The sequence below is a fragment of the Gemmatimonadota bacterium genome (assembly GCA_016712265.1).
GTDB lineage: Bacteria > Gemmatimonadota > Gemmatimonadetes > Gemmatimonadales > Gemmatimonadaceae > RBC101.
This window is the reverse complement of record JADJRJ010000028.1, coordinates 1,216,075-1,240,648: the sequence shown is the minus strand read 5'-3', so window position 1 is coordinate 1,240,648 and position 24,574 is coordinate 1,216,075. Positions and strand designations below refer to the sequence as shown.

Sequence of the window (24,574 nt, the reverse complement as noted above, 5' to 3'; positions counted from 1 at the left end):
ATGGCAGTTCCCGTGCTCCGGCTCGGGCTCATTGGTCACGGGACCGTGGGCCAGAGCTTCACCCATCACCTCGCCGACGCGGTCGCGCGCATCGAGCGCCGCAGCGGTGCGCGCGTCCAACTGGCGCGCCTTGCCGTTCGACACCCCGACCGCGTGCGCGACTTCCCGCACCACGTCCATGTCGGGAACGACCCCCAGCAGCTCGCGCTGGATCCCACCATCGACCTGGTGGTCGAGGCCAGTGGCGCTCCCACGGCGGCGGCCTGGCTCAGTGGCGCCCTCGCCCGTGGGGCCGCCGTCATCACGGCAAACAAGCAGGCGGTAGCCAACTCAAACACTCTACTGCAGGCACTGGCCCAGCGTCACCCGAGGCTGTTCGCCGAAGCGACCGTGGCCGCGGCCATCCCGATCGTGCGCACGCTGCGCGACTCACTGCAAGGGGAAGAGGTCCGCGCGATCCGTGGCATCCTCAACGGGACCAGCACCTACGTCCTCAGCGCCGTGGAGCGCGGGACGTCATGGGACGAGGCGGTCGTCGCTGCCTCCGCCGCCGGCCTCAGCGAGCGGGGGAGCACCGCCGACTTTGATGGAACTGACGCGGCCGCCAAGCTGGCCATCCTCGCCACCATCGCCTGGGGCACCCCGGTCCACCTCGACCGGATCCGCATCCGGGGAGTGGGTGCGCACACCGTGCCCCTCGCCCGCGCCGCATTCGCCGAGGGACGCCGCGTACGCCTTATGGCCGATGCGTGGACGCACGGCGGCACCCACCTGCTGGTAGAACCGCGCGTCCTCGAATCCAGCGACCCGTTGGCTCAGGTAAGCGACGTGACCAACGCCATTGAACTCGAGGCCGCCCTTGCCGGCCAGCTGCGCTGGTTTGGCCCCGGCGCCGGAGGGGTCCGCACCGCCTCGGCGCTCCTCGCCGACGTGGCCCAGGCGGCCGCGGGATACGTCGCCACCCCTCGCACGCAGGTGGCCGCATGACATCCGTTGCCTTGCCCCCGCAGGCCCTCGCCGCGTACCCGTTAACCTGCAGCGCGTGCGGCAGGCCCCATGAATCACCCCGGCCCGCCGCCACCTGCGCCGAATGCCTCGGCCCCCTGGAGGTGGTCTACCCTGCCGAGCGCGTCCTGCCGGACCGTGAGGAGATCGCGGGCCGGCCGCACACCCTGTGGCGCTACGCCGACTGGTTGCCGTTTGAGGGCGCCCCCGTCGCCGCCCGGCAGGTCGGGTGGACCCCGCTGCTCGATGCGCCCCGGGTGGCGCAGGTGCTCGGCGTCAGGCGCGCGTGGCTCAAGGTTGATGCGCTCTCGTCCGTGAGCCTCTCCTTCAAGGACCGCGTCGTCGCGACAGCGCTGAACGCGGTCCGCGCCTTCGGCCTCGAGGCCATCGCCTGCGCGTCGACCGGCAATCTCGCCAACGCGGTGGCCACTGCGGCCGCTCGCGAAGGCATCCCGGCGTGGATCTTCGTGCCGGAGGAGCTGGAGCAGGCCAAGCTCATTGCGACGCTCGTCCATGGCCCACGCCTCGTGCGCGTCCGCGGGACCTATGACGACGTGAACCGCCTCTGCGCCCAGCTGGCCGATGAGTTTGCCTGGGGGATCGCGAACGTCAACCTGCGCGCCTACTACGGCGAAGGGTCCAAGACGATGGCCTTCGAGATCGCCGAGCAGCTGGGCTGGCGCCTGCCCACGGCCGTGATCGCACCGATGGCCGGCGGCTCCCTGGTGACCAAGCTGCACAAGGGCTTTGGTGAATTCCTCGCCGCCGGCCTCGTCGCGGGAACGCCGCCGCGGCTGTATGGCGCCCAGGCGTCGGGGTGCGCGCCCATCGTGCGTGCCTTCGCCCGCGGCGACGGGGCCATCGTGCCGGAACGCCCGGCGACCATCGCGCGGTCGCTGGCCATCGGCAACCCGGCCGACGGCCGGGCCGCGACGCAGGTGCTGCGCAACAGTGGCGGCGACGCGGCGCACGTGGAGGACGACCTCATCCGGGCCGGCATTCGTGAGTTGGCCTCGCTCACCGGCGTGTTTGGCGAGACGGCGGCTGGCGTGACGTACGCCGCCACGAAGGCCCTCGCCGCCCGGGGCGCGTTCATACCGGAGGACGAGGTGGTCCTCTGCATCACCGGCCATGGCCTCAAGACCGCCGAGTCCCTGGCTGCCGACCTCTCCACCGTGCCCGTCATTGCGCCGCGCGTGCGCGACGTGGCCGCCCTGATCTGACCGCAACTCCACCTTCTCGCATTCCTCACACTGACCATGCCGGTACCCATCTTCCTTCCCTCTGCCCTGGCTGCCCATACTGGCGGCCAGCGCCAACTTCACGCCGAGGGCCCCACCGTCGGGGCAGCCCTCGATGACCTCGTGGCACGCTTCCCAACCGTGGGACCACGCCTCCGGGACGCCGCAGGCGAGCCGTACCCGTTTGTCACAGTGTACCTGAACGATGAGGACATCCGCCTCGCCAACGGCTTCGCCACGATCGTGCGCGAGGGGGACGAGATCGTGATCGTCCCCGCCGTGGCCGGAGGTTGATCATGTCCACCGTGATCGCCACGCCCCGCCCCGACGCACTGTCCCACGCCGAGCTAACACGCTACAGCCGCCACCTGCTCCTCCCCGAGGTGGGGCTGGAGGGCCAGCGCAAGCTCAAGGCCGCACGCATCCTCCTCATTGGCGCCGGTGGCCTGGGATCCCCCGCCGCCCTGTACCTCGCTGCTGCCGGCGTCGGCACGTTAGGCATCGTGGATTTTGACGTGGTCGACGTCACCAACCTGCAGCGCCAGGTGCTGCACGGTACCTCGGAGGTCGGGCACTCCAAGCTGGATTCCGCCATCCGTCGTTTGCACGACGTCAATCCACACGTTACGGTCGTCCCCCATGACGTGCGCCTGTCCCGCGACAACGCCCTCGAGATCATCCAGGCGTACGACATCGTGGTCGACGGGACGGACAATTTCGCCACGCGGTACCTCGTCAACGATGCGTGCGTCCTCGCCGGCGTGCCGAATGCCTACGGGTCGATCTTTCGTTTTGATGGACAGGTATCGGTCTTCTGTACGCCGGACGGCCCCTGTTATCGATGCCTGTATCCGGAACCGCCCCCTGCAGGGCTCGTCCCGAGTTGCGCTGAAGGCGGCGTGCTTGGCGTCCTGCCCGGCCTCGTCGGGACCCTGCAGGCGACCGAAGCGCTCAAGTGGATCCTTGGCATCGGGGAGCCACTCGCAGGGCGACTCCTCCTCGTCGACGCACTGGGTGCACGCTGGCGCACCGTGAAGGCATCACGCAACCCGCAGTGTCCCGCGTGTGGAACACGCACCCTCACGGCGCTCGCCGACTACGACCAACTCTGCGGCATCCGGCCCCCGCAGGCCACGGACCAGGTGCCGTCGATCACGCCGCGCGAGCTCGTGGCCCGCCGCGCGCAGGGCGATGACCTGCTGCTACTCGACGTCCGCGAGCCCCACGAGGTCCTCGTGGCCGCGTACCCGGACGCACAGCTCATCCCCCTCGGCTCGTTAGGCGAGGCCCTGCCAGGCCTGCCGCGCGACCGCGATATTGTGGTCGCTTGCCGCAGCGGGGCCCGCAGCGCCCGGGCGGTGCGCGACCTCCTCGCCGCTGGGTTCTACCGAGTCTGGAACCTCGACGGCGGAATCCTGCGATGGTCGGACGACGTCGATCCTTCCATTCCGAAGTACTGACGGCGGAACCACAAGGCGACGCGACCCGTCGCTGGACGCTACTTGTCCTTCGGGCACGGGTCGCTTTCCTTCCCCCGCATGCTGTCCGGCCTTTCGCTCTTGGTCCTTGGCTTCCTGCTGGGACTGCGACACGCACTCGACCCCGACCATGTGGTGGCGGTGGCCGCGATCGTGGCGCGCCACCCATCGGTGACCGCTGCCGCGCGGGTGGGAGCACTCTGGGGACTGGGCCACAGTACGACCATCCTGGCCGTCGGGGGCGTTATCGCCTGGTTTCGCGTGAGCGTGGCGGAAGGCGTTGCCCAGGCACTGGAGTTCGGGGTGGCCCTCATGCTGGTCGCCATCGGGGTCACGAACCTGCGAACACCGGAAGACCGCCCGGCCTCCAGCGCTCGACCGGCACTCGTCGGGATGATGCATGGCCTGGCCGGGTCGGCCGCGGTCGCGCTCCTGGTGCTCGCCACGGTCACGGATACCCGGCAGGCTCTCGCCTACCTCGCCATGTTTGGCCTGGGGACCGTCGTCGCGATGACCACGGTGACCGCCCTCATGGCGGTGCCTCTGAAGGCGGCATCCGATCGTTTGTCCTACGCACGACGTGGCCTGCTGGCCGCGTCCGGCTGGGCCAGCATTGCGGTCGGACTCTGGCTGGCCGCGACGCTCGCCGTGGACGCGGGATTGCTGGGACGTGCCGCCGCGCCCTGACCGCCGAATACCGGTCCACGCGCCGGATGTCTCGCGTCGACTCCGACGCTGGTTCGCCCGGCATGGTCGAGACCTGCCCTGGCGACGCACCCGCGATCCGTACCGCATCCTCGTCTCTGAGTTGATGCTGCAGCAAACGCAGGTGTCCCGCGTGCTGGAGTTCTATGCGCGTTTCCTCGAACGCTTTCCCTCCCTGCACGCCCTGGCTGCCGCACGCCCCGCCGCCGTCCGCGAGCAATGGGAAGGGCTGGGATACTACGCCCGCGCGCGCAACCTGCACGCCCTGTCACGACGCGTCATGCGGGATGGAGATGGCACGCTGCCCGCAGATCCCTCGGCGCTGCGTGCCCTCCCCGGAATCGGTCCCTACACCGCCGGAGCGGTGGCATCGTTCGCCTTCGAGCGGCCTGCCGCGCTCGTCGACACGAACGTCGCCCGGGTGATTGCCCGCGTGTTCGCCCCGCACCTTCGCCCCAAGCGCGCGCGGGACCTCGCGCGCATCTGGCGCATCGCGGAGGCGATCCTGCCGCGCCGCGGGCCCACGGCCTGGACGCACAACCAGGCCCTCATGGAACTCGGCGCGCTCATCTGCACCGCCCGCGTACGACGGTGCGACGTGTGTCCGGTAGCCCACGCCTGCCGCACCCGGCAGCGGGAACTGACGCGCGGGGCGAGGCAGGCCGCGACGGCGCAGCGTTAGGCAGCAAGGAATAGGGGGCGACCCGCGCTGGCGGATCGCCCCCTGTTGTCCCGCGAGGTGTCCCTACTTGCTCACCCGCTTGTAGCGATCCAGGGAGTGCTGGTACGCCCGCTCGTCCGAGCCCGTGTAGATCTGGCGCGGCCGGGCAATCTTCTGCTCCTTGTCGAGCAGCATTTCCTCCCACTGCGCCAGCCACCCCGCCATCCGCGGAATCGCGAAGAGCACCGTGAAGTAGTCCGTCGGGAACTTCATGGCGCGATAGATCAACCCCGTGTAGAAGTCGACGTTCGGGTACAGCTTGCGCCCGATGAAGTAGTCGTCCTCGAGGGCGATCCGCTCCAGCTCAAGCGCAATCTCGAGATCCCGATCCATCCCGACGACCTTGAACACATCGTACGCGAGCTTCTTGACGATCTTCGCGCGCGGGTCGTACGACTTGTACACGCGGTGACCAAAGCCCATCAGGCGCTCGCCGCCCTTGCCGCTCTTCACCTCGTCGATGAACGGCTTGACGTTCTTCACGTCGCCGATCTTCTCGATCATGCGGAGGACCTGCTCGTTCGCGCCCCCGTGCAACGGCCCAAACAGGGCCATGATCCCCGCCGCCGCCGCACTGAAGGGATCCACCTGCGATGATCCGACGGCGCGCACCGCGTTCGTAGAACAGTTCTGCTCGTGATCCGCGTGCAGGATGAACAGCACCTCGATCGCCCGCACGAACGTCTCGTTCGGTTCGTACTTCGACTCCGACATCCGCGCGATCATCGACAGGAAGTTCCCGGCGTACGACAGGTCGTTGTCCGGGTAGACAAACGGTAGGCCCTTGACGTGGCGATAGCAGAACGCCGCGATGGTGGGCACCTTGGCCAGGAGCCGTACGATCGCGATGTCGCGCTGCTCGGGGTCATGGATCTGGCGCGCTTCCGGATAGAACGAGGATAGCGCGGCCACCGCACTCCCCAGCATCGACATCGGGTGCGCATCATAACGGAACCCCTCAAGGAACCGCTTGATGTTCTCGTGCACATACGTATGGAACGTGATGTTGTGCACCCACTTGTCGTACTCGGGCTGGGTCGGGAGCTCGCCGTGCCGCAGCAGCCAGGCGACCTCGAGGAACGACGCCTGCTCGGCGAGTTGCTCGATCGGGTATCCGCGGTAGCGCAGGATGCCCTTGTCGCCGTCGATGTAGGTGATAGCCGAGCGGCACGACGCGGTGTTCATGAACGCCGGATCGTACGCCATCATCCCGAAGTCGTCGGCGTTGACCTTGATCTGCTTGAGGTCGGCCGACCGGATGGTGTCGTCCTTGATCGGGATCGTGTAGCTCTTTCCCGTGCGGTTGTCGCGTACGTCGAGCGTATCGGTCGCGGACGCCCCCGGCGTCGAGGTCGTGCTCATGTCGTCTGGTCTCCGGTGAAACTCGTGGCCCGTCGCGTCCGTGCGGCGGGCATGCGAGAAAGCTAGTGAGGAGCATGATGCACCTGCATCGGCCGGTCGCACCGCTCCCCGGTTGCGGCAACCTCTTAGGTTTCGGCAGCCGCGTCCCGCGGCAATACCCGCCCCAGCTGGAGACCCCGCCACGCCGCCCTTCGACACTCCCGATTCCGCGCGCCTGCTCCTGATCATCGTCGCGACGGCGGCGGGGAGTGCGGTCAACTCCATCGCCGGCGGCGGGACCCTCCTGACTTTCCCCGCACTGGTTGGACTCGGCGTCCCTGCCCTCACCGCGAACGCCACGTCCACCGTCGCTCTGGTTCCGGGGTCGATCAGTGCCTACCTGGGCTACCGCGAGGTCCTCGGGGGATCCAGGGACTGGGCGGTACGATTTGCTCTCCCCTCGCTCCTCGGGGGCCTGTGCGGCGCACTGCTCCTCCTGGTCACTCCGCCCGAGCGGTTCGACGCTGTCGTCCCCTGGCTGGTGCTTGGGGCCACCATGCTCTTCATAGTCCAGCGCCCCGTGATGCGTGCGCTCCGAGGCCGCCAATCACCGACCGACAGTGCGCGCGACCCCATCGACCGCCCTCCTCCTCCCAGCATGCTCGTCTACCAGTTCCTCGTGGCGGTGTACGGGGGCTATTTCGGCGCAGGGATCGGCATCCTGATGCTCGCCGCGCTGGGCTTCATGGGCTTCAACAACATTCATAGGATGAATGGCCTCAAGGCCGTGGGCGGGACCAGCGCCAACGTCATCGCCGCGCTGACCTTCGCGGTATCGGGGCGGGTCCACTGGCCACTCGCCGGGGCCATGATGCTGGGGGCCGTGGTTGGAGGGTACGGCGGCTCCCGGCTCGCTCAGCGCGTCCCCCAAGAGCGTGTCCGGCAGGCCATCATCGTGATCGGACTGGCGGCCGGCGTGTGGCTCCTCCAGCTGCGGCGCGCGTAGGCGCCGCATTCGGTCAGACCGTCCGGTGGTTTTTCCGCGGACAGGTCGATACTGATGGAGTGCGCCTGTTCGGTCGGTGGGGCCAGCCTGTCCCGCGGCCATGGCGCATGGCGACCCCCAGCAGCTGACGGACGATGCTCTCCTTCTTTGGATCAAAAGGGGCAAGGACCGAGGCGCCCGCGCAACCCGCGGTGGCGACTCCGCCGGCGGCGCCGGCCAAGGAGGGCGACCAGCTCTCCAAGGAAACCGGGATCGTCCTCGACGCGATCACGAACCTCCTGCAGCTCTACGCCAAGTACGCGTTTGACACCGAACTCCGCTCGGCCGATGAGATCCGGGCCGCCACGCAGGCGTGGCGCATGCACGCCGGGGTCGGTGCCCCCCGTCCCGACGTCCCGGATGACAAGAGTGGCACCGGTGTGTTCTACCGCGACTGGAAGGGCCTCACCCAGTACTTCAACGAGACGCGCCGCGACGAAGCCAAGTACGTGACGCGGGTCCTGGACGACTTCCGCGAAATGACCTGGGCCTTTGTCTCGGCCGTGCACACCGTCGTCGTGGAGGAAGCCGAAGAATCGAAGATCGCCACCAACCAGATGAACCGCATGCGGGTGGCGGTGGATTCCAACTCGACCGACCTCATGAAGCGCGAGGCACTGGCGGTCGTCGGGGTCATGGAAAAGCTCATCGAGCACCGCAAGGAACGGCAACGCGAGCAGTTCGCCTCCCTGGCCGACAAGCTCAAGAACCTGGGGCGCGAGCTGGAGGATGCACGCCGGGAGTCCAGCATCGACGGCCTCACCGGCCTGCACAACCGCAAGTCATTCGACGACTACATCTCGCGCAGTATTGAGTTGCACACACTCCTGGGCAAGCCCGGGTGCTTGATGATGGTCGACATGGATCACTTCAAGTCGATCAACGACACGCACGGCCACCCCGTCGGGGACGCCGCCATCCGGCAAATCGCGAACTGCCTCTCCAAGACCTTCCTGCGGCGCGTGGACTTCGTGGCCCGGTACGGCGGTGATGAGTTTGCCATCATCCTGCAGGAGACCTCGGCGGACAACGCGGCGATGCTCGCCGAGCGACTCCGCAAGGCCGTCGCCGACCTTCCCCCGCTCGAGGTGGCGGCTGGTGCGGAGCCGCCCAAGCTCAGCCTCACGATCGGGGTCGGCGAGATCAACCTCGGCGATTCCAGCTTCGACTGGATCAAGCGCGCCGACTCGGCCCTGTACCACGCGAAACGCGCGGGACGCAACTGCGTCCACGTGCTCACCCCCTGAGCGTTTCCTCAGGCACCACCCATCGCGACGATCACCCGCCACTCCGCGGCGGTGACCGGGGTGATCGACAACCGATTCCCCCGTTGCAGGAGCCGCATGCCGACCAACTTGGGGTTGGCGCGCAGGGCCTCGAGGCTGACGAAGCGCGGCAATTTCTTGACGGCCTTCACGTCGACCTGCACCCATCGCGGTGACTCGCGGCTGGAATCCGGGTCGTAGTGCGCGTGGGCGGGGTCAAATTGCGTGGGGTCTGGATACGCCGGCGCGGCGACCTGGGCAATCCCCGCGATCCCGGGGGGCTCCGCGTTCGAGTGATAGATGAACACCTCGTCCCCGACCTGCATCTGGTCGCGCATGAAGTTCCGGGCCTGGTAGTTCCGGACCCCGTCCCACCCCGTGGTGCGCTTCGGGGCCTTCCAGATGTCATCAAACGAGCAGACATCGGGTTCGGTCTTCATGAGCCAGCTGGCCATCAGTTCGCCGCGATCCCCTGCTTTGAGGCCTTGATCATCAACTCGGCAAAGCGGTCAACTTCGTCGAGCGTCGTGTACACACTCGGGGTCACCCGCAGACCATGAAACTCGGGATGCACGATCGCGACCGTCATGACCTTGTGCTTGCCCCACAGCCACTGCTGCAGCTTGGGGGTGTCCACGCCTTCGATGTTGACCAGGCAGATCGCGCACGACTGCCGGTCATCGAGTGGCGTCAGGATATTAAAGCGGGAGTTCTCGGCAAGCAGCCGCTTGGCCCAGCGGTCCCGTAGGTAGCGGAGGCGCGCCGCCTTGCGCTCGAGCCCAATCCCACGGTTGAACGCCGCCGCGAGGGCGATCGCGTTGTGGTTGGCGGCCGGGTGGGTGCCGATCTCCTCGAACTTCCGGATGTTGTTGTCCTGCTCCTTCGCGGCCGCCATCAGGGGCCACAGCTTGCCGATCTTCTCGCGCCGGACGTAGAGAAATCCGGTCCCCACCGGGGCGAACAGCCACTTGTGGAGCGACGTGCCGTAGTAATCCACCTCCAGCTCGTCGCGCGTGAACGGGAAATGCGCAAACGCATGCGCGCCATCCACAAACACCTCAATCCCCAGCGGCTTCGCCATCTGCTGGATCTTGCGGATCGGGAGGATCTGGCCCGTGAGGTTCGTGATGTGGGTAAGCTCGATGACCTTGGTGCGCGGGGTGATCGCCGCCCGGAACTGCTCCACGATGTAGTCATCGCTCGGCGGGGGGACCTTGAAGGAGATGGACTTGACCACGATCCCTTCGCGACGCACGCGTTGATCCCACGTCGTCAACATGCGTCCGTAGTTCTGGTTCGTGACGATCACCTCATCGCCGCGCTTGAGGTCCAGGCCAAGGATCATGATCTCGTTGGCCTCCGACGCGTTCCGCGTGATGGCCATCTCCTCGGGATCACAGCCGAACATCTTCGCCAGGTCACGGCGGACGCTCTCCACCCGTGGCTCCAGATCCTGCCACATCGAGTAGACGGGAATCTGGTTGGACCACTTCAGGTCCTTGAACATCGACTCAAGCACGTGGGTGGGTGTCGGGCTTACCCCCCCGTTGTTGAGGTTCACGTAGGTGCGGTCGTCGTCAAACGCACGCTGGATCTGCGCCCAGTAGTCCTCATCGGTCGCGGCGTCACCTGGCGTCCGCGCCCCGACCATGTCACCAGCGCGAAACAGGCGGGAGAAGGCATCGGGACGAAAGGCGGGAAGAACGACCCCGGCGCGCATCATCTGGGTGACGAAACCGCGACGACTCGACATGGCCTGCTCCGCGAAAGAGGGTGAGCGCCGACAAACCTGTGAACCGGAGCCGGTGTGGTAAAGGGGCGACCTGACCTAGCCGAAGATCCGCTCCCCCGGGGGGCTCGAAGGTGACGCCCCGGCCGGAGGCAGGTGGAGGGAAAACGAAAAGGTGGTTCCCTGCTCGAGCGCCGTCTCGACGTGAAGATCCCCCCCCATGGCCCTCACCAGCTTCTGGCAGATGGAAAGCCCGAGCCCGGCGCTGGAAAAGGCATAGTCCCCCGGCGTCTGGCGCTGTCGAAAGGCGTCGAAGAGGTGCTGCATGACCGACGGCGGAATACCCCGCCCGGTGTCCCGCACGGCGAACGTCATCGACTCCGGGGAAGGCTCGGTCACCTGGATGACGACCTCCCCCACGTTGGTGAACTTGATCGCGTTGGTCGCCAGGTTGAGCAAGACCCGGTTCAGGGCGGCGGGATGCCCCAACCGCACGTTGTGGCGGGGTCCCTCCCAGCGCAGCGCGACGTGCTTCTCTTCCGCCATGGGGCGCAGCATGTCATGGATAGACTGCAGGACGCCGGACACCGAGAACGGGATCGGCTGCACGTCGAGCAGCGTCGACCCGCCGCGGGCCAGCTCAATGACATCACCCGCCAGGGTGCTCAGGCCGAACGCCGCCGAATAGATGAGGCCGACCTGGCGTTGCTGGATCGCCGGCAGCAACCCGCCCGGCCCACTCCGCAAACGCTCGGCGAGGATGAGGATCGACCCCAGCGGAGAGCGCATGTCGTGCGCCATTTCCACCACGAGTTGTTGGGCATCCAGCGAGCCGAGCCGCGAGACAAAGCGGTGGGTCGCATCCGCATCGAGCGCGCGCAGCACGAGGTCCATCGCGCGCATCGTCTGGACGACGGCATCCGCAGCCATGCCCTGCGAGTGCTCACCGAGCAGCCAGCCTTGCCGAGTCGCGTCGAGCAGGCGACGAGCGGGCACGAACGGCGGGATCCCCTCGAGGACCAGCGGCTCCCCGCGGAGCGCGGCCGTCACGGCCGCCAGCAACACGTCGCCAGCGCGTGTCAGGTCGACTGGTGAGACGCGCGACGACTCACTCCTCGGCCACGTCGCAACAACCGCCCCGAGCGCCTCCCGCAATTCCGTCGGCGCGGCCACCAGCTCGGCGGCAGCGGATCGTGATCGTCGCGGCGCCCGGCGACGACGGCCCGCCCCCTCCTCGCTCACTCCTCGAGCGGCATCCCGCCGTCCTCACGACGAAATCCGTGCTTCTCCATGAGCCGGTACAGCGTCGTCCGGTCGATGTTGGCGAGGCGCGCAGCGCGCGACATGTTGGATCCGGCGCGCGTCACCAACTGCGAGAGGTACTCCTTCTCGAAGTGGGCGATGAGCTTGTCCTTCGCGGCGTGGAACGGCTCGCTCATCACCTGCATCGGAAGCCCTGGCGTGGTCGGTGCCTCCACGCCATCCTCGTAAATGGGCACGTCGTCCGGCTCCACGAGATGTCCGGGCTCCGTCAGCACGGCCATCTGTTCAATGACGTTTTGCAACTCGCGCACGTTGCCGCGCCAAGGTCGGGACCGCAGAAACTCGATCGCGCTCTCGGAGAGGCGCGGGGCCGGCTCACCGGTCCCACGATGCCGTTCCCAATAGTGGGTCAGGAAATGGTTCGCGAGGAGGGGGATGTCTTCGAGCCGCTTGCGCAGCGGAGGCAACTGGATCGGGACGACGCGCAGGCGGTAGAGCAGGTCCTCGCGCAGTGTGCCCTTGGCTACACATTCCTGGGGCACCCGATTGGTCGCGGAGATAAAGCGAACGTCGACCACCGCGTCCTCTTTCTCGCTGCCGACCCGGCGCACGACACCATCCTGGATCACGCGGAGCAGTTTCGCCTGCAACGGCAGTGACATCTCCGTCAGCTCATCCAGGAAAAGCGTCCCGCCGTTGGCGATCTCGAGCAAACCCGGCTTGTCGCGATCCGCACCGGTAAACGCGCCCTTGCGGTGCCCGAACAGCTCGGACTCGAGCAGGCCTTCCGGCAGGGCCGCGCAATTGATCGGCACGAGTTGGCGTGAGGCGCGCCGACTGTGCATGTGAATGAACTGGGAGATGACTTCCTTGCCGGTGCCGCTCTCACCCATGATCATGACGGACGCGTCCGTACTTGCCACCTTCCGCGCGAGGTCGACGGCCTTGCGGAACGCGGGCGACACCCCGAGCAGCGTCAGCTTCTCGCTATTGCCGCTTTGCTTGAGAAGCTGCACCCGCAGGTCGCGGGTTTCACGCGCGACCATGACAGCATGCGAGGCCCGCCCGACCAGCACCTGAAGGTGGGTCGCTGAAAACGGCTTGGGCAGGTAGTCCCAGGCCCCGGCGCGCAACGCCTCGATGCTCGTCGTGACGCTCGGATTCCCGGTCATGACCACCACAATCGTTTCCTTGCTGGCGTCGAGCGTCGCCTTGAGGATGTCCATCCCCGAGACCGGGGTCATGTACAGGTCCACCAGCACGATGTCGAAGCGGCGCTTCTTGACCAGGTCGACGGCCTCATCACCGCGCCCAAGGGTCGCGACATTGAACCCATCCATTTGCAGCACGGAGGCGCATCCTTCCCGCAACGTGCGATCGTCATCGACGATGAGGATGCTGAGGCTGGCCTTGACGTCGGCCGCAATGGAGAGCGGGTCCCGCCCGTCGTCTACACTGGCCGGCGCTGCGGGATCGGTCACGTCAGTTCCGTTCACGGTAGGGCTGTCCTCTGGCCTTGGGATGAGGGTGCACGGTCGCAACGAAGGTGACCCGTCGCCGCAACACTGTATCGAGAAGCCAACACCATGTGCTGAGCTCGGCCTGCGACTGTATAACGATCCAGTCGTGCAGAGGTCAAGCCACAGCGATGCACAGCCCCAACACGTCCCTGTCGCCCACTGGCTACAAGGAACTATTGTTAGTGCGGCCTCATCTGTCAACTTGTTACTTCGGCCCGCTTCCGGCGCGTGCAGGCCTAGCGGTCCAGGCGGACCCGGAGGTCGAGGCGGTCCAATTCCGAGGGAGGGGCGGTCTGGATTGGATGTGCGCCGTTTCTTGCATTCCGTCGTCCCTATTATCGTGGAGTTGTTGACTTCCTTCAGGAGTCGGTGAGGCAATAAATGGCGAACAGTGTTGTGCCGTCTCCCGGCGGGGCCTTTCAGTCCCCCGGACTGGACTTCAACGGGCAGGATTGGGGAGCCCCGCAGGCCCCCCCGGATCGGGGCGGCGCGGGGATGCAGCAGCTCGTCGCGCGCACCATGGCGTCGATCAAGCGCTACCGCTGGCTGATCCTCGCAATTTTCGTCGTCGGCAGTTCGACGGGCGTCGCGCTCACCCGCTTCGTGAAGCCGAAGTACGCCGTGGACGCGACGATCTGGATCGCGGAAAATGCGTCGCGGGCCGGCCCCGTCCAGGCCCCCGGGCTCATCCAGAGCGATAACGGGTGGAGCGACCTGATTCGCAGCTTCATCATCCTCGATCCAGTAGTCAGCCAGCTCGCGCTCTACGTGACCGCGAAGAACGAGCGGGACTCCCTGGTTTTTCGTGAGTTGATGCCGACGGACAGCCTGACGCCAGGGCTGTACCGCATCAAGCTCAACGCCAACAAGAGCAAGTACCAACTGATCCAGCTCGCCGAACAGCGCGGGGAGAAGGAACGCGTCGTGGAGTCCGGGGCGGTGGGCGATTCCATCGGCCGCGCCGTGGGCTTCCGCTGGCTGCCCCCTCGGGCGGCCTTCCGCCGGGCCGAGGAGTTCGACTTTGAAGTGATCACGCCGCGCGAAGCGGCCGTGGAATTGCAGCGCGAACTCGCGGTGGGATTGCCGCCCAGTTCGAACCTGATGCGACTCGGCCTCCGTGGCGAGCACTCGGTCTTGACCTCGCAGACCCTCAATGCGGTGATCCGCCGGTTCGAGAGCGAGGCCACGCGACTGAAGAAAGTGAACCTCATGGAGGTGGCGAACACCGTCGACGAGCAACTGCGCAATGCGTCCGACGCGCTCGCCTCTGCCGAAAACTCACTCGAGAGCTTCAAGATCAACACGATCACGGAGCCTAACGAGAATGTCGCCATATCCCCGGGCGTGTCCATCGCGACGAACCCGACGATGACGACCTACTTCTCGGACCGCACGAACCTGGAGCAGGCGCGGTCCGACCGGCAGCAGCTGGAACGGATCGTGAGCGAAGGCGCGGCGCGCGGGGGTCGACTCTCGGCCGAGGCCCTCCGTGGTGCCCCGAGCATCCTCGCGAACGGCGCCACCGGAAGCGCCCTGGCCGCCGAACTGCTCACCCTCAGCACGAAGGTGGCCTCCCGGGATGCCATGCTGGTGACCTACACGCCGGAGCACGGGCAGGTCAAGGACATCCAGCGGCAGATCGACGTCCAGGAAACGCAGGTGATCCCATCCATCGCCCAGCGCCTGCTGACCGAGTTCCGCGAGCGCGAGTCGGAACTCAACCGTCGCATCGACCGCCAGGCTGGTGAGCTCAAGAAAATCCCGCAACGCACCATCGAGGAACAGCGCCGGCAGCGCAACGTGGCCGTGGCCACGACCATCTTCCAGGACCTGCAGAGCCGTGCCGTGAATGCGCGCCTCTCCGAGAAGACGGTGATGCCGGACATCGCCATCCTGGATACCGCGATCGCACCGCGCCGTCCCACCAGCGATACCAGCCTGATGTTGATCGGCGCCGCCATTGTTGCGTCGCTCGGCGTCGGCATTGCCGTGGCCATCCTGCTGGATCGCCTCGACGGCCGATTCCGATATCCAGAACAGGCAGTGGACGAACTCGGCCTGGACATCGTCGGCGCCGTGCCCAGCTACACCGCCCCGCGCAGCCAGCGCCAGCGCCTGGAGCAGGCGTCGCAGATGGTGGAGTCGTTCCGCTCCCTTGCCTTGTCGGTGCGGTCCGCGTTCCCGGCGGGCACACCCGTGCAGCTCACGGTCAGCAGCCCCGGGCCGGGAGACGGGAAGTCGACGATCTCGATCAACCTCGCCAATGCACTCGCAGAAGGTGGGTAGCGCACGATGCTCGTCGACGGCGACATCCGCCGCGGGCAGCTGCACGAGTCTTGCCCGCCAGCGAGCCAGACCCCGGGGCTTCTCGACTACCTCGCCGGTGAGGCCACGCTCGGCGAAGTGATCAAGGCGACCGACCTGCACGTGAACCTCTCGCTCATTCCCTGCGGCACCCGTCGCCGCCAGGGGCCGGAGCTGCTCGCCTCGCAGCGCACAGCGATGATGTTGCGCGAACTCCGCTCGCAGTTCGACGCCATCGTGGTGGACTGCGCCCCACTGGGCGCCGGTATCGATGCCTATGCGATGGGCAGCGCCACGGGGTCCATGCTCCTCGTGCTGCGCGCCGGCGAAACCGATCGGCGATTGGCACAGCAGAAGCTGAACACGATTGACCGAATGCCCATCCGGATTCTTGGCGCAGTGCTGAACGACATCGGAGAGTCACCGGAGTTCAGGTACTACCATTACCTGGACGGCTACGGCACGCCGGAGACGTTGCCGGAGGTCGCCTTGATCGGAGGCAGCGGGAGCAGCTCCAAGTAGGAGGCCGGCCGTGCGCACAAGGGGCCGATCTCGTGTTCACGAGATCGGCCCCTTGTCTTCCTCACCGCGGATCCACTCTGACTCACCTGAAGGTTGGAGTGCCTCTCTTGGCCTGAAGGTAGAGAGCGAGCTTCAGGAGCAGCGCCTCTACATCCCACGGCTCAGCCAAAAGGTCCCAGGCCCCCGCGCGATACGCCTCGAGCTGCTGGACGCGTGACGGCGTCCCCGTGGTCAGCAGCACGATGGGCGTCGCCGGGTCGAAACCGGGCAGAGCGCGCAAGCGCGACACGGCCTCCGCGCCGCACATGTCCGGCAGGGAGCGGTCAACGAGAATGGCATCGACGCTTCTGGTTGACGCCAGCTGCAACACTTGGCCACCCGTGTAGGCCCGGATGGTCCGGAATCCCGCTGGGGCCAGGAGACTCTCGAGCGACCGCGAAGACCACTCCTGGTCATTCCCGAGCAGAACCAGGGGTTGGAGGCTTTCGTCGCGAATGGCTAGGTCCGTCACAATGACTCCTTGATTGCGAACGGAAGGGTCCGCACCGGTCTGCCACGCACGTTGCATGCTCACACGGATCACTGTGACGCGGAGGCCCCGCCGTCGTTTACCCGGTAGGGGCGTTGCGCACGGTCAGCGAAAGTGATGTGGGGGAGCGTCATTCGAGGGTCCTCCGCGGCACGATTTTCGCGAAGCGTGTACTATGTCGTTGGCCCGCATAGCTTTCCGCGACAGGCCCCTGCCGCAGCACAAGCACGATCCATGCATAAGGATATCCTCATGAGAGTGAACTTCGAGTTCTGCAGGCCGGCCGCATCCATCGGACTGGTTGGCTTGCTCGCGCTATCCAGCATGGCGGAAGCGCAGGACCCACTCGGTCTTCAACGTCGACAGGCGACCCGGGCGGAGCTGGAAGAGGCCGTGAAGGCCGCTGACTCGGTGGCCCCTCGGGTGGACGAGAAGACCCGATTGAAGTTGGAGGCGCACGTCAATTCGATCCGCCAGCGCCTCAAGAACGGCGACTTCGGCCCGGGTGATCGCCTGTACCTGACGGTGCTCGGCGACTCCTCGCTCACGGACACGTTCACGGTCAAACAGGAGCAGAAGCTCGCTCTCCCGAACATCCCGGAGTTCTCGGTGCGCGGCGTCCTCGATTCGGAGTTGACGTCCCACCTGACGAAGGAGTTGTCGCGCTACGTTCGTGACCCGAAGGTCACCGCAACGGGACTGATCCGCCTCACCTTGACGGGCGGAGTGGGTCGACCGGGTTTTGTGACGGTTCCCGTGGACATGCTGGTGACGGATGTGTTGATGTCGCAGGGAGGGCCCTCACAGGCTGCCGACCTGCCGAAGGCATATGTTAAGCGCGCCAACAAGACACACCTCGACAAGAAGCAATTTTCGGAGGCGCTTCGGACGGGGCGCACGGTTGGCGACGTGGCGATTCGCGACGGGGATGAGATCATCGTCCCGGTGGTGTCGCCTAACGGGCGATGGGGGATGACCTGGATCCCGGTGGTGACCTCCGTCGTCGGGTTGTTCTGGATCATCCAAGGGGGCCGGGGGGGGCGGCGCATTAATCCGTGAGTGTGACAGGAGACGAGGGACGATTGCCTATGCCATGGACTGGAAGCGCCGCGGAGCGAATGAGTGAGGTGCTCGTCAATACGCCCGCTCGCGCCCGGGGACGCGTAGTTGATCGCACGGTCGAACGCCCGCGTTCGGTGGAGGCCCCAGGCCGGCCCGAGGAGGAGTTCTTGCCGCGCGATCGTCACGAGGGCATCAACCGCGCGCTCAACGTGGTGCTTGCGCTGGTCGGCCTGGTGCTGACGCTGCCCATCCTCCTCCTCGTTTCGTTGTTGATCAAGGCCACCTCGCGCGGTCCGATCCTCTACACGCAGACACGTGTCGGACTCGACCGACGCTGGCGGCGGACGCTCGCGTTGCGCGACTCACGCCAGGAAGACCTCGGCGGCCAGGTCTTCACGATCTACAAGTTGCGCACGATGCGCGTAGACGCCGAGAAGGTGTCCGGCGCCGTGTGGGCGACAGAGAACGACCCGCGGGTCACGACCCTTGGGCGGTACTTGCGCAAATACCGGATCGACGAGGTGCCGCAGCTGTGGAATATCCTGCGCGGTGACATGAACATCGTTGGGCCGCGACCGGAGCGGCCGAGCATCGTGGCTCGCCTCCGTCAGGACATTCCGGAGTACCGATTTCGCCACCGCGTGAAGCCGGGCCTCACCGGGCTGGCTCAGATCAACCAGAAGTACGATGCCTGCCTGGATGACGTCCGGGCCAAGGTCAGCTGGGACCTGCGCTACATCCAGCAACAGAGCCTGTGGCTGGACATCAGCGTCATGCTGAAGACGGTGCCCTCGGTCCTGCTCAGGTTCCAGGGTTGGTAGGAGCGCCGGCGCGCTCCCGCCAAGACCTGTCGGGCGAGACCGCTATCGCAGGGCCAGCTTGTTGTACACCGCCCCGACCACGCGGCCGAGCGCCCAGCCACACACGAAGGCGTAGACGAACCCGATCAGGCTGCCGGCGAAGCTGACCCTGTAGCCCGGGAAGAAGGCAGAGAGGAGGTTGAGGTGTTGCCCGACCTGCTCGCCACCCTTGATGACCAGGAAGTTGGTCGCCAGGAACAAGGCGCCCCCGGCCAACAGGCCGAACGAGATCCCCCACGCCCGTGCGTTCAGCGCGAGGATCCCTTCCTGGATGGTCTTGTCGCTTGGATGGGCCATGACTCAGATGTGATCGAGGAAGGTACGAGTCTGCTCGATCTCCGCACGCGTCCGGATGGAGAACGCGGTGATGGCGACCGAGAGGTTGCGGCAAAAGGCGAGGAACCAGCCCGCCACGAATGCGACGGCAAATCCCCACGCCATGCCGATGAGCAGGCCGGGCCACGACACGGCATAGCCCGCGAAATACTCATTCAGCAGGTGCAGCGGAAACGTTGACGCGGCCGGACGAAGTAGCACAATCACCGTCAGGGCACCCATCACCAGGGCCCCTGCGGTACCGACGGCCACCCCGAATGCCGCCTTGTGCACCCGCGCGAACGCCTGCGCGATGGTTGGCGCCAGCTGTTCCTCGGTGCTCTGTTCGGACCGCATCGTTGAGTTAGCCATCGCGCTCCTTGGGCTTCGTCCAGGTACTCGGGGTCCGGGCGGGTACCGGTGGCCACCGCTCCACCCCCACTTCGGCGTACGCCTCGATCAAGGGGTCCTGCCGGGGCGCTCCGATCATCTGGTGCAGGAATACACCCACGCCGAACGATATGCCATTCAGGATGTAATACAACAGGTGCACGGGCAGCACCCCGAACGCAAAGAGGGGCCCGCGTGCCCGGAGGAAGAAGGCGAACAGGCGCCGGCTGTTGAGGCACACGATCCCGATACACGCCACGGCAGCCAACGCCATCGGGACGCCGCCAACAAACGGCGCCAGGACCAGCAACAGGCCCGCGAGCCAGACAAGCACCGTGTTCACCTTCTCGGTCAGCTTCAGGTTGAGCGTCCCGCCCGCCAGCGTGGAACCGCGGTGGGCGAGAAGGCGGGCCCACGGGATCCCCCGATCGCGCAGGTCGGTCCGGATGACGTTCGTGAACGTCCACTTCTTGAGATGTGTCGCCTGGATCTCGGGCCGCAGCACGATGCGCCACCCATGCGCCCGGATGCGGCCGCCGAGTTCGATGTCCTCGATCTGGGGCCGCCCGTAGTGCCACTCGTCGTACATGCCGCACTCGGCAAAAACATCGCGTCGCACGGCACCAGCCCCCGCCCAGAAGGTCTCGGAGTCACCGGGGTTCTGCTGGTGCACATGGTGGTGCAGCAGGTTGCGGTACTGCGACATGAACCCCGGCGCGGCCGGCCGGTCGTCGTACGACCCGAAGACGGCACCGACGTCTTCCTCACCGGTGAGGACCTCGGCAAACCGCCGAACGGCATCCGGATGCACCACGACATCCGCATCGAAGAACATGACGATCGAGCCCCGAGAAACCTCGAAGCCACGATTGCGGGCGTAGGCCGGACCGTGGGCTCGGCCCGGCAATCGCACGACGGTGTCGGCGTACCGGGCAGCCACCGCCGCGGTCTCATCGGCGGAACCATCGTCCACCACAATGAGCTCCCACTGTTCACGCGGAAGATCGGAATTGCGAAGTGCGCCAAGGGAGCGCGGGAGCAATCCCGCGGCGTCCCGTGCGGGGACGATAACGGAGCAAAACGGCCGTGGAGTGATCATGCGACCCCCGCTGCCTGGAGCCACCGGCGCGCTTCCCGTCCGATGCGGCGCGTCCAGAGTCGGGCAAAGAACCCGGGTTCTCCCCATGACTCCAGGGCGCCGGGACTGCGGAAGTAGTACATGTCCAGGCGCGGGAGGAGCGCCGTGTCCTCACTACGTCCCACGGGCCTGAAGTCCGTTGTGACCCCAATATCGAACCGTTCGCGGACAGCCGTAGCGGCCGCGGGACTGGTCCCCCCATAGGGATAGGCGAAGGTGTTCGGCGCCACCCCAGTTCGCTCGCGCATGGTGGCGCTGCAGGAGTCGAGCTCCGCTTTGAGCGCGTGATCGTCGAGCGAGGCGAGATTCGCGTGGCTCGAGGTGTGCGCGCCAAGCGTGGCGCCCTGCTGGGCGATGTTCCCCAGCCCGTCCCACGACATCAGCGGGAGGTGGGGTACGTTCGCGGCCCGACGTCCTCCCCAGTCGTTGAACCCACCCACATGCCCCGGAACCACAAATACCGTCGCGGCGAGGCCGTGCGCGGCCAACCGCGGCCAGGCAGCGGTCGCGGTGTTCTCGAACCCGTCATCAAAAGTGATGGCCACGGTATCCCCCGTCACGTCGTCCCCCTGCATCAAGTCGGCCAACCCCACCACGCGCACACGCCCGGAAGCGAGGAATTCGCAATGGGCGCGAAACACGGCCGGCGACACCGAGATCGGAGATCCGGAGTCATCGATCGAGTGGTAGGTAAGGATGGCACGCACGACCGCAATCAGGTCGCCGCCCCGGCGACGACCGGCGAGCCAAGGCGGGCTCGCTGGTCCTCGACCACGTCGCGCACGATCTGCTCGAGCGGCGTCATCGGCTTGAACCCGGTAGTCCGCTCGAGTCGCGACACGTCCGGCACACGCCGCATCATGTCCTCGAACCCCGGCGGATACGCTTCGTCGTAGGGCACGAGGCGGATCTCGCTCGAACTGCCGGCCGTGTCCCGCACCAGTCGCGCCAGATTGAGCATGCTGACCTCGGTCGTGGTCCCGACGTTGAAGACCTGACCCCACGCCGCTGGCGTCGCGACCAGTCGCAACAAGGCCTCCACGGCATCGTTCACATGACCGAAGCAGCGGGACTGTTCGCCGGTGCCGAACACCGTGATGGGTTCGCCTCTCAATGCTTGCTGTGCGAAGTTTGGGAGAACCATCCCATAGCGCCCCGTCTGCCGAGGACCTACCGTGTTGAAGAAGCGCGTGATGACCACCGGCACGTGCTTCTCGGAGGCGTAGGCCAGTGCGAGCCACTCATCCAGCGCCTTCGAGCACGCATACGCCCACCGCGAATGACTGGTCGGGCCGAGTTGGAGGTCCTGCTCCTCCCGGAATGGCACATGCGCCGATTTGCCGTACACCTCGGACGTCGACGCGACCACCACCGGCCGCTGCTTCTTGGCCGCCGCGGCGAGCACCACTTCGGTCGCGCGCACGTTCGTTTCGATGGTGTGCACCGGGCGCTCGACGATCAGTCGCACGCCAACCGCGGCCGCGAGGTGGACCGTCAGGTCGGCGCGATCCACAAACTCGGACACGAGGGGCGCGTCCAGCGCCGTGCCGATCCGGTACTCGAATCCCGGGCGGCCGACGAGATGCGCGATGTTCTCCATCGCGCCGGTCGACAAGTCGTCCAGGATCATGACCCGATCCCCGCGCTCCAGCAGACGTTCGGCAAGGTGCGACCCGATGAATCCACACCCGCCCGTAATGAAGACGTTCACGCGACCTCCTGAAGGGTCAGCAGTTCCGTACGGTGAGCGTCGCCCTTTCGGGCGGCCGCCTGCCGCAGGAGTTCAAGGTATTGCGGGACCACCACTCGCTCCGACCATCGGTCCGCATAGGCCCGATAGCCGTTTCTCGACAGCCGAGCTCGGTGCTCTCCGTCACCAGATAGACGAGCCATGGCCGCCCGGAGTTCATCCCGGGAGCTGAACAGTTCCCCGCCCCCGGAGGCCTCGACGATTTCCGGGAACGGGCCGAGGCGCCGAGCGATAACCGGGGTCCCCTGACGGAACGCCTCGATCAGGACGATACCGAATGTCTCGTAACACTCGCTCGGCACCACCAGGGCCACCGCGTGTTCATAGTATCGGCGCAGCTCGTCCGGGGCGATGCGCCCGAGGAATTTGACGTTGGGTGCTCCCGCCGCGAGCGACCGGAGTACCTCGCCGTGGGTGCCATCCCCGGCGACCAGGAGGTCGACCCCCGGCAGGTCCCGAAAGACAGGGATCACATCGTCGAGCCCTTTGATCCGCTCCAGCCGGCCGGCGAAAAAGAAGTAGGGGCGGGGATTCGGGGAGTCCGTGGCCGGGACCGGCACCTCAGCGGACTCAGGATCTGGCAGGAAGTAGGGGAGGACCTCCATTTCCCGCTTGATGCCGAATTCCCGATGCTTGTCGCGGGAGAAACGGCTCATGGCGATCACGGTGTCCACGCGGTCCAGTTCGCGCTCGAGGTACCCGGAGTAGCGCCACCATTGGGGTGGCCTTCGGTAGGCCAGCGAGCATCGCAGACATTCGCGTCCGGTGCACAGTTCGCGACCATGCCGCCAGAGGACGTGCATGGGACACACCAGCCAGTGCTCGTGCGCCATATACGCCGTCACGGCGTCGCCGGCCATGCCAAAGAGCCCTGGGCCACCAATGAGCGAGACGTTGTGGAAATTCACCACATCGTATCGGCCGTCCACAATCAACTGGCGGAGCTGGCCGCCGTTGACGACTGGGCGACCCAACTGCTGGGTGAGGAAGGTCGACGCCATCGGCGCCCGGCTGGCCAGGCGAATGACCTCCACCCCTTCGTCACTGTCGTGGTTGGGGACGTCGGGCCAGCTCCCGTGATGCAGGATGCGATAAGCGTCGGTGTCGTGGACCACCGTCACGTGGTGGCCGAGCTTCACCAGTCCGCGCGAGAGGCGCTGGATGCCGATGGCATCCCCACCGAATGAGTGGGGGGGATAGAACGTCGTGAGCATCAGGAACCGAGCGCTCATGCGGCGGCCTCGAGCAGGGTCGCGAGCGTGGCCACGGCGGCGCTCTTCCAGCTTAGCGCTCCTGCGGCCCGGCGGGCGGCCTCTCCCATGGCGCGTTGTCGCTCCGGCGAGGCGAGAAGGACGCGCATCGCGGCGGCAATCTCCTCGACGTGGCCGGGGTTTACGAAGATGCCTCCCCCATTGAGGAGCTCGGGCAACGGACTTTCCCGGGTTGCGATCACGGGTGCCCCGCAGGCAGCGCCCTCGACCGCGGGCAGGCCGAATCCCTCGGACTCCGACGTGAGCACGACGGCGGTGGCCCCGGAATGGAGGTGCCGGAGCGTCTCATCCGGAACAAACCCGGTCCAGTGGACGAGGGCCTCGGTCCCTTCGGCCTGCACGAGCTGCTTCAGCCGCTCCCCTTCCCCGTGAAAGACATCCCCGGAGAGTCGCCCGACCAGGAGCAGGTGCGGCGTGAACTCACCGGAGCGAACGACGGCCGCGTGCCCGCGGATCACGGCATCGACGCGTTTGTGCGGATTGAACCCGCCCACGTAGACGAAGTATGGGACATCGCCGACCGAGTGCGCCGCTCGGGCCGCGGCGACCTCCACGGAGCTGCCCGGTTTGTACTCCGGCGCCGGCGCCTCACCAGAGACGCGGAGCCGACCTGACGGCACCCCGATAACGCGCTCGATCTCTCGCGCGGCATAGTCGCTGACGGTCAGGATGAGGCGTGCCTGCTGAACGGCGAGTCCGACCTTGAGCTTCCAGAACAGCCGCGCGCGGCGCGACGGAAGGGTAAGCTCGGGGAACCGCTCGGCGATCGCATCATGAATGCACACCACGGCGCGTTGCCCCGGGAACAGGGGAAAGTACGTGTACACGCTCGGTGAGAAGAACACCTGCACCTTGGCGGCGCGAACCGCACGCGTGCACGCCAGCATGTCAGAGACGGACCGTGCTCCGTCGGCCGCGGCCGCTACCGTCGGCGACTCCGCGAGGCCCACCTCCACGAGTTCGACGTTGGGGGAGGTCACCGGGAATGCCGCGAATGCCGCGCGGTCTCCGATGCAAACGAACGTGTGTTCGGGGGCGAGGTCGATGAGGGCGCGCATCAGTTCGCGCGCGAACCGCCCATAGCCACGCTGGTTGGCCCAGCACGTGGCGTCCACGCCGA

At 66.6% G+C, this 24,574-nt stretch carries 25 protein-coding genes; 12 read left to right on the top strand and 13 right to left on the bottom strand.

Features of this window, described 5'->3' with window-relative positions:
* The 6 genes from IPK85_12100 (at position 1) to IPK85_12075 (ending at position 5,111) form a co-directional block, all read left to right on the top strand.
* Positions 1-987 (top strand): homoserine dehydrogenase, encoded by a 987-nt coding sequence (locus IPK85_12100; protein MBK8248129.1) that lies wholly within the window; start codon positions 1-3, stop codon positions 985-987.
* The gene (gene thrC, locus IPK85_12095; GenBank protein MBK8248128.1) at positions 984-2,228 is read left to right on the top strand and encodes a threonine synthase; all 1,245 of its coding nucleotides are present in this window, start codon (positions 984-986) and stop codon (positions 2,226-2,228) included. Before IPK85_12100 ends, thrC begins: the two co-directional genes overlap by 4 nt.
* Positions 2,229-2,264: 36 nt before the next feature.
* Positions 2,265-2,540, top strand: coding sequence for a MoaD/ThiS family protein (locus tag IPK85_12090; GenBank protein ID MBK8248127.1), 276 nt, complete (start codon positions 2,265-2,267; stop codon positions 2,538-2,540).
* A 2-nt stretch (positions 2,541-2,542) separates the two neighbouring features.
* A complete protein-coding gene (moeB, locus tag IPK85_12085) occupies positions 2,543-3,706 on the top strand; it encodes a molybdopterin-synthase adenylyltransferase MoeB (protein MBK8248126.1) in 1,164 nt (387 codons plus the stop codon).
* A gap of 78 nt (positions 3,707-3,784) precedes the next feature.
* On the top strand, positions 3,785-4,411 hold the full coding sequence (locus IPK85_12080) for a HupE/UreJ family protein (protein ID MBK8248125.1): 627 nt from the start codon (positions 3,785-3,787) through the stop codon (positions 4,409-4,411).
* A 124-nt stretch (positions 4,412-4,535) separates the two neighbouring features.
* A complete protein-coding gene (locus IPK85_12075; GenBank protein MBK8248124.1) occupies positions 4,536-5,111 on the top strand; it encodes a hypothetical protein in 576 nt (191 codons plus the stop codon).
* Positions 5,112-5,174: 63 nt separating this feature from the next.
* On the opposite strand, the gene IPK85_12070 is transcribed toward IPK85_12075, so the two are convergent.
* The gene (locus tag IPK85_12070) at positions 5,175-6,512 is read right to left on the bottom strand and encodes a citrate synthase (GenBank protein MBK8248123.1); all 1,338 of its coding nucleotides are present in this window, start codon (positions 6,510-6,512) and stop codon (positions 5,175-5,177) included.
* Between the two features lie 214 nt (positions 6,513-6,726).
* Between IPK85_12070 and IPK85_12065 the strand changes: the two genes are divergently transcribed.
* Together IPK85_12065 and IPK85_12060 are read left to right on the top strand one after the other, a co-directional pair.
* A complete protein-coding gene (locus tag IPK85_12065; GenBank protein MBK8248122.1) occupies positions 6,727-7,497 on the top strand; it encodes a sulfite exporter TauE/SafE family protein in 771 nt (256 codons plus the stop codon).
* A gap of 191 nt (positions 7,498-7,688) precedes the next feature.
* The gene (locus IPK85_12060) at positions 7,689-8,783 is read left to right on the top strand and encodes a GGDEF domain-containing protein (GenBank protein ID MBK8248121.1); all 1,095 of its coding nucleotides are present in this window, start codon (positions 7,689-7,691) and stop codon (positions 8,781-8,783) included.
* 8 nt (positions 8,784-8,791) lie between these two features.
* On the opposite strand, the gene IPK85_12055 is transcribed toward IPK85_12060, so the two are convergent.
* From IPK85_12055 to IPK85_12040, 4 genes are all read right to left on the bottom strand, one after another.
* Positions 8,792-9,256 (bottom strand): EVE domain-containing protein, encoded by a 465-nt coding sequence (locus IPK85_12055; protein MBK8248120.1) that lies wholly within the window; start codon positions 9,254-9,256, stop codon positions 8,792-8,794.
* Entirely contained in the window at positions 9,256-10,452 is a 1,197-nt protein-coding gene (locus tag IPK85_12050; GenBank protein MBK8248119.1) for an aminotransferase class V-fold PLP-dependent enzyme, read from the bottom strand. Before IPK85_12050 ends, IPK85_12055 begins: the two co-directional genes overlap by 1 nt.
* A gap of 177 nt (positions 10,453-10,629) precedes the next feature.
* Positions 10,630-11,703 carry a HAMP domain-containing histidine kinase gene (locus IPK85_12045; GenBank protein MBK8248118.1) on the bottom strand — a complete coding sequence of 358 codons (1,074 nt, stop codon included), beginning with the start codon at positions 11,701-11,703 and terminating at the stop codon, positions 10,630-10,632.
* A gap of 65 nt (positions 11,704-11,768) precedes the next feature.
* Positions 11,769-13,289, bottom strand: a complete 1,521-nt coding sequence (locus tag IPK85_12040) for a sigma-54-dependent Fis family transcriptional regulator (GenBank protein MBK8248117.1) — start codon at positions 13,287-13,289, stop codon at positions 11,769-11,771.
* A gap of 405 nt (positions 13,290-13,694) precedes the next feature.
* Here IPK85_12040 and IPK85_12035 point away from each other — a divergent pair, with 405 nt between their 5' ends.
* Together IPK85_12035 and IPK85_12030 are read left to right on the top strand one after the other, a co-directional pair.
* Positions 13,695-15,599 carry a hypothetical protein gene (locus IPK85_12035; GenBank protein MBK8248116.1) on the top strand — a complete coding sequence of 635 codons (1,905 nt, stop codon included), beginning with the start codon at positions 13,695-13,697 and terminating at the stop codon, positions 15,597-15,599.
* A 6-nt stretch (positions 15,600-15,605) separates the two neighbouring features.
* Positions 15,606-16,139: a CpsD/CapB family tyrosine-protein kinase gene (locus tag IPK85_12030; GenBank protein MBK8248115.1), complete on the top strand. Its 534-nt coding sequence runs from the start codon at positions 15,606-15,608 to the stop codon at positions 16,137-16,139.
* Positions 16,140-16,221: 82 nt separating this feature from the next.
* On the opposite strand, the gene IPK85_12025 is transcribed toward IPK85_12030, so the two are convergent.
* Positions 16,222-16,650, bottom strand: a complete 429-nt coding sequence (locus IPK85_12025; GenBank protein MBK8248114.1) for a response regulator — start codon at positions 16,648-16,650, stop codon at positions 16,222-16,224.
* Between the two features lie 252 nt (positions 16,651-16,902).
* Between IPK85_12025 and IPK85_12020 the strand changes: the two genes are divergently transcribed.
* Complete coding sequence (locus IPK85_12020; protein MBK8248113.1) at positions 16,903-17,727, top strand: polysaccharide biosynthesis/export family protein; 825 nt, start codon at positions 16,903-16,905, stop codon at positions 17,725-17,727.
* A gap of 170 nt (positions 17,728-17,897) precedes the next feature.
* The gene (locus IPK85_12015) at positions 17,898-18,551 is read left to right on the top strand and encodes a sugar transferase (protein MBK8248112.1); all 654 of its coding nucleotides are present in this window, start codon (positions 17,898-17,900) and stop codon (positions 18,549-18,551) included.
* A gap of 42 nt (positions 18,552-18,593) precedes the next feature.
* Here IPK85_12015 and IPK85_12010 read toward each other — a convergent pair whose 3' ends face one another.
* The 7 genes from IPK85_12010 to IPK85_11980 are packed head-to-tail and all read right to left on the bottom strand — an operon-like array spanning position 18,594 to position 24,569.
* Positions 18,594-18,887 (bottom strand): hypothetical protein, encoded by a 294-nt coding sequence (locus tag IPK85_12010; GenBank protein ID MBK8248111.1) that lies wholly within the window; start codon positions 18,885-18,887, stop codon positions 18,594-18,596.
* A gap of 3 nt (positions 18,888-18,890) precedes the next feature.
* The gene (locus tag IPK85_12005; GenBank protein MBK8248110.1) at positions 18,891-19,277 is read right to left on the bottom strand and encodes a hypothetical protein; all 387 of its coding nucleotides are present in this window, start codon (positions 19,275-19,277) and stop codon (positions 18,891-18,893) included.
* Positions 19,270-20,394, bottom strand: coding sequence for a glycosyltransferase family 2 protein (locus IPK85_12000; GenBank protein MBK8248109.1), 1,125 nt, complete (start codon positions 20,392-20,394; stop codon positions 19,270-19,272). The genes IPK85_12005 and IPK85_12000 overlap by 8 nt, the downstream gene beginning before the upstream one ends.
* The gene (locus tag IPK85_11995) at positions 20,391-21,140 is read right to left on the bottom strand and encodes a polysaccharide deacetylase family protein (protein ID MBK8248108.1); all 750 of its coding nucleotides are present in this window, start codon (positions 21,138-21,140) and stop codon (positions 20,391-20,393) included. Before IPK85_11995 ends, IPK85_12000 begins: the two co-directional genes overlap by 4 nt.
* 8 nt (positions 21,141-21,148) lie before the next feature.
* On the bottom strand, positions 21,149-22,144 hold the full coding sequence (locus IPK85_11990) for a GDP-mannose 4,6-dehydratase (protein MBK8248107.1): 996 nt from the start codon (positions 22,142-22,144) through the stop codon (positions 21,149-21,151).
* Positions 22,141-23,415 (bottom strand): glycosyltransferase family 4 protein, encoded by a 1,275-nt coding sequence (locus tag IPK85_11985; GenBank protein MBK8248106.1) that lies wholly within the window; start codon positions 23,413-23,415, stop codon positions 22,141-22,143. The genes IPK85_11990 and IPK85_11985 overlap by 4 nt, the downstream gene beginning before the upstream one ends.
* The gene (locus tag IPK85_11980; protein MBK8248105.1) at positions 23,412-24,569 is read right to left on the bottom strand and encodes a glycosyltransferase family 4 protein; all 1,158 of its coding nucleotides are present in this window, start codon (positions 24,567-24,569) and stop codon (positions 23,412-23,414) included. The genes IPK85_11985 and IPK85_11980 overlap by 4 nt, the downstream gene beginning before the upstream one ends.
* Positions 24,570-24,574 lie beyond the last annotated feature (5 nt).